Here is a 4,891-nt window from a genome sequence, read left to right as displayed (position 1 = left end):
GATGAGGGCGCGCATCTCGGCGACCTGGCGACGCTCGATGCGCGCGAGCGGCGCGTTGCGCAGGATCTCGTTGCGGAGATTTTCGGCCTCTTCGCGGGCGTAGAGGGCAAGCCCCTGGGAAACCGTGTCGCGCACCGCTTCGCGTAGCGCATCGAGCGCAGCGCGCAGACGCTCGGCCAGTGCCGGGTTGGTCGCGGTCAGCTCGTCGAGATCGTCGCGCAGGCGTTGGAGGCCCATGGCGTCGAGGATGCGGCTTGAGAAGATGCCGCGCTGGGTGGAGTAGCGGATGTCCGAGAGGGAGGCAGTCCCGGAGGCGCTGGCGATGGCGGCTGCGATCGCATTGCGGTCCTGCGACAGCAGCATCTGCGCAAGCTGGCCCAATTCCTGGGGAGGCTGGCTTTCGCCCGCTTCGCCTGCCGCCTCAGAGGAGGGCGACTGATCCGCATCCTGCGAAGCGTCCTCGCTGTCGGCTTCGGGCTGATCCTGTCGCGGCTCCGGCTGGCTGAAGAAAAGGTCAAAACAGTCGCCGAGTGCGAGCTTCTCGTCCTGGGATTTGGCGAGCGTCAGAAGCAGTGAATCGCGCAGGATGGCCCGGTCGGAAAAGCCGACCTGCTTGACCGCACGCATCGCATCGATGCTCTCCGCAGGCGAGACGTGAACGCCGACGCCCCGTGCTGCCCGAAAGAAACGATGGAGGTTCTCGCGCATCGGCGTCAACCGAAGACGTTGGACCGTGCCGCCTTGGCAATGAAGGTCGTCACCTGCGGCCTTGCTGCCTCGATGTCGGCTTCGTATTTCAGGAGCACGTTGAGCGTGTCCTTGACGATATCGGTGTCGAGCTCCGTGGCCTGGAGCAGCACCAGGACGCGCGCCCAGTCGATGGTCTCGCTGACCGATGGCAGCTTCTTCAGATCGAGCGAGCGGATCTCGTGGATGAAGCCGACCATCTGCCGGCGCAGCGTCTGCGAGATGCCGGGCACGCGGCTTTCGACGATGCGCTCCTCGAGCCGCTGCTCGGGAAAACCGATATGCAAATGCAGGCAGCGGCGCTTCAAGGCGTCGCCGAGGTCGCGCTCGCTGTTGGAGGTGAGGATCACGGTCGGCGGTGTGATGGCCGAGACGGTTCCGAGCTCGGGGATCGTGACCTGGAAGTCGGACAGGATCTCCAGCAGCAGCGACTCGAATTCCGCGTCCGACTTGTCGATCTCGTCGATCAGCAGAACGCAGCCGCCCGGCTGCTCCAGCGCCTGGAGCAGGGGGCGCGGCTCGACGAATTCCTTGGAGAAGAACACGTCGCCGAAATCATGGAGTTGGTCGAGCGCGGCATGCAGGGTCTGCGCGCCGCCCAAGACTTCGCCAAGCTTGTCCTTGAGGATCTGGGTGTAGAGGAGCTGCTTGGCGTATTTCCACTCGTAGAGCGCCTTCGCCTCGTCAAGGCCTTCGTAGCATTGCAGGCGGATCATCTTCATGCCGCGCCAGGCCGCGATCGCCTTGGCGAGCTCGGTCTTGCCGACGCCCGCGGGGCCCTCGACCAGGATCGGCTTCTCGATCTGCTGCGACAAATAGACGGCGGTCGCGATCTGCCGGCTCGCGATATAGCCCTGCGCGGCGAGGCCGCTCTCCACTGCCTCGATCGAGGTCGAGGCCTTCTGTTCAGCCACGAAAGGGCGCTCCCAAAGGTCTTGCTTGAGGCTTGTTCTGCCTGCGTTCCCGGCAAAGAACAAGCCTCGTTTGGGAGGCATCAGACCCGCGCGGACCGCGCTTTTTCCGCTTAGCGCAAATAGTTGAGCGGTTCGCCGTTCGCGCGATCAGTGCCGCAGCAGCTCCGGCTTGCGGATGGTCTGTCTGACCTCGGCGCCGCAATCGGCGCATTCATAGACAAAGTCGATCTTGGCAAGGCTCCAATGCGGTTCGACCTCGCGCACATACATCGGAAGGAACCCCATGCACGAGGGGCAATTCACGGGCGCGATTTCGACATCCTGATGATGCTGTACATAAGCTGGCATCTCGGCTCTCCTTCGCAGGCGACCACCAAACCCGCGCCGAAGCTACTGCCGGTTGCTCCGGGCGCGTCATCAACTCTTTCGAACGGAGATGGAACGGCGGAGGTTTGTCGCTCGCTGTGACATTCTTGTTACGGGTCCGTACTGTAACGGGCGGACTGAATGCCTATTTCTGCGGCCAATCCGGCTCTTCGGATCCTCACCCAACGATAAGGGAGCAACGCCCATGACGCATGCCATTCGCTTTCACAAGACCGGCGGTCCGGAAGTCCTGGTCTGGGAGGAGGTCAGCGTCGGCAAACCCGGACCGGGCGAGGCGCGCATCCGCCACACCGCCGTCGGTCTCAACTTCGTCGATATCTACAACCGCTCGGGCCTGTACCCGGCGCAACTGCCGAGCGGGCTCGGCAGCGAGGCGGCCGGCGTAGTTGAGGAGGTCGGCCCAGGTGTCACCGATCTGAAGCCGGGCGATCGTGTCGCTTACGGCGCCTCGCCGCTCGGCGCCTATTCCGAGGCGCGGCTGATCCCTGCGGACCGCCTGCTGAAGCTGCCCGATGGCGTCGACGACAAGACCGCGGCGGCGATGATGCTCAAGGGGCTCACAACGCAATATCTGATCCGGCAGACCTATCGGGTGAAGGCCGGCGATACCATCCTGCTGCATGCCGCGGCCGGCGGCGTCGGTCTGATCCTGGGCCAGTGGGCCAAGCACCTCGGCGCGACCGTAATCGGTACCGTCAGCAATGACGAGAAGGCCAATCTTGCCAAGGCGCATGGCTGCGACCACGTCATCATCTACACGCGCGAGGATTTCGTGAAGCGGGTCGACGAGATCACGGGCGGCAAGAAGGTCCCCGTGGTCTATGATTCCGTCGGCAAGGACACGTTCCTGAAATCGCTGGATTGCCTCGCGCCGCTCGGCGTCGCCGCGCTGTTCGGTGCGTCCTCTGGCGCCGTCGAGCCGCTCAATCTCGGTTTGCTCGCGCAAAAAGGCTCGCTCTACGTCACCCGGCCGACGCTGTTCACCTACGCCGCCAAGCGCGAAAATCTGGTCGCGATGGCGAATGAGCTGTTCGACGTCGTCAAGTCCGGTGCGGTCAAGATCGAGGTGCACCAGACCTATCCATTGAAGGACGCCGCAAAGGCGCATGCCGATCTCGCCGCACGCAAGACCACGGGGTCGACCGTCCTGCTGGTGTAATGTCCGGGCGGACGGTGGCGCGGGCTATCCGGTCTGCGTCACGTCTGCTCGTGCTTGCGCAGATCGCGGACGTGATCGAGGCGGGATGCCTGGAGGTCGACATCCTCCGGCGGGATCTGGGGCAGGGCGGCCTCGGTGAGGATGGCCTCGGTGACGTCCTCGACCGAATTCTCTGCAATTTCGTGGATGAACGAGACATTCCGGTATTCACCCGAGGCGATGCGGGAGATGACCTCACGCCTCGTGATCTCAGGATCGACGACCGCCTCGCGGCCGCGCCGTCCATAGTCGATCATCACGACGAAATACTGCATGAAAACGAGCCTGCCGCGTCCTGTTGTGGGGCGCGGCAGAGTATTTCCGAAAAACGGAATCAAGTCAAGTCTGATTTCTAAAAAATCGAAATCAACTGGCCGAGGCCCTCACTTCCCCTTCTTGCGGGGGCGCGCCGACTTCGCGCGCAGCCGCTCGAGCTGCCCTTTGGGCATCGACAGGCAGATCTCTCCGACCCACTCCAGCTTCACGCCGACGATCGGCTTGGCATTGAAGCTGGTGAGATTGACGACGGACGGGCTTTTCCCCCGCTCGATGGTCTTCAAATAGCGTTCGCCGGTCTTGAGCCGGACCACGGCCTCTTCGCCGTAGAAGCTCGACAGCGGATGGCGCTGGTCCTTGTAGACCACGATCACGTCGCCGCTCTCGTATTTGGGCAGCATCGAATCGCCCACGATCTCGAATGCGACGGTCTCTTCCATGATCGGGAAGGGCAGCGCGATGTCGCCGAGCCCTTCCGGCGGAACCTGCTCATAATCCGGCTCGATCACGGCGCCGGCGCCGACGCGGCCCATGATCGGCGCGAGATTGAGCTCGAGATATTCCATGATCGGAATGATTTCCGAGGCCTTCACCAGGCGTTCGCCGCCGAGGATCTCCGAGACCGCGCCGGGCCGCACGCCCATGGCCGCCGCCAGGCCGCCCTTGCTCTTGCCCGTCTTCTCCAGGCCCCGCTCGATCATTCCAACGTCCAACATGGTGATTCCCTCGATTGCGCACCGACTTGCCTCTTGTAATCCGAAATTCGGAATTATTGCAATTATGAATATCAGAATTATCGCTTGACTTGATCTTCGGAATACCGGGATGTGCGTTTCGCCTCCCGGTCATGCGATCGGAGGAGGCGCATCACAGGACAGCAACATGGAACCGGGCCATTGGCCGTCGGAGCATTCCGACGCGCTTCGCGACTATTTTCGCAAGGGCATGTCTTATGCGGAGATCGGACGACAGATTAACGCAAGGTTTGGAACGGCTTACACGCGCAATGCGGTGATCGGCCGCGCCAAGCGGCTCCGGCTCGTGATACCGGAATGGATCGCGAGCCCGTCGATCGCGCCGTATTTGCCTGGTGAAGCTCCGGTTTCGCCGCGCCGCGCGGTGTTGCCGAACCTGAATGTGCCGCCGAAGTCCGCAATGAAGCCAGCGGTGCCGGTGAAGTTGCGCTGCGTCGGGGTTCAGCCGCGCCTGATGCAACTGGTTGAACTCGAGCCGGCCGACTGCCGCTATCCCTATGGCGGCGACAAGGACGGGGAGGAGATCGCCTTCTGCGGCCATCCGCGCCAGCCGGGCTCCAGCTATTGCGCGCCGCATGCGCGCCTGGCGCGTCGCTCTGGTGCTGCGTCCGCCC

At 63.3% G+C, this 4,891-nt stretch carries 6 protein-coding genes and 1 pseudogene; 2 read left to right on the top strand and 5 right to left on the bottom strand.

Features of this window, described 5'->3' with window-relative positions:
- The 3 genes and pseudogenes from MOV74_RS31225 to MOV74_RS31215 all read right to left on the bottom strand — a co-directional run.
- Nucleotides 1–708: pseudogene (locus MOV74_RS31225) on the bottom strand (VWA containing CoxE family protein); the annotation flags it as partial.
- 5 nt (nt 709–713) lie between these two features.
- Nucleotides 714–1,661 (bottom strand): MoxR family ATPase, encoded by a 948-nt coding sequence (locus tag MOV74_RS31220; protein WP_246930759.1) that lies wholly within the window; start codon nt 1,659–1,661, stop codon nt 714–716.
- A 147-nt stretch (nt 1,662–1,808) separates the two neighbouring features.
- Nucleotides 1,809–2,009, bottom strand: a complete 201-nt coding sequence (locus MOV74_RS31215) for a hypothetical protein (protein WP_246930757.1) — start codon at nt 2,007–2,009, stop codon at nt 1,809–1,811.
- Between the two features lie 223 nt (nt 2,010–2,232).
- Between MOV74_RS31215 and MOV74_RS31210 the strand changes: the two genes are divergently transcribed.
- Nucleotides 2,233–3,207, top strand: a complete 975-nt coding sequence (locus MOV74_RS31210; protein WP_246930755.1) for a quinone oxidoreductase — start codon at nt 2,233–2,235, stop codon at nt 3,205–3,207.
- 38 nt (nt 3,208–3,245) lie between these two features.
- Here the strand turns inward: MOV74_RS31210 and MOV74_RS31205 are convergent, their stop codons facing one another.
- A complete protein-coding gene (locus MOV74_RS31205) occupies nt 3,246–3,521 on the bottom strand; it encodes a hypothetical protein (protein WP_246930753.1) in 276 nt (91 codons plus the stop codon).
- A 108-nt stretch (nt 3,522–3,629) separates the two neighbouring features.
- Nucleotides 3,630–4,238, bottom strand: coding sequence for a S24 family peptidase (locus tag MOV74_RS31200; protein ID WP_246930751.1), 609 nt, complete (start codon nt 4,236–4,238; stop codon nt 3,630–3,632).
- A gap of 166 nt (nt 4,239–4,404) precedes the next feature.
- On the opposite strand from MOV74_RS31200, the gene MOV74_RS31195 reads away from it, so the two are divergent.
- A partial coding sequence (locus MOV74_RS31195) for a GcrA family cell cycle regulator (protein ID WP_246930749.1) occupies nt 4,405–4,891 on the top strand: 487 nt, incomplete at its 3' end.

Source organism: Bradyrhizobium sp. SHOUNA76, from assembly GCF_023006445.1.
Lineage (GTDB): Bacteria > Pseudomonadota > Alphaproteobacteria > Rhizobiales > Xanthobacteraceae > Bradyrhizobium.
Note: the sequence above shows the minus strand (reverse complement) of the source record. Positions and strands in the feature narration are given on the sequence as shown.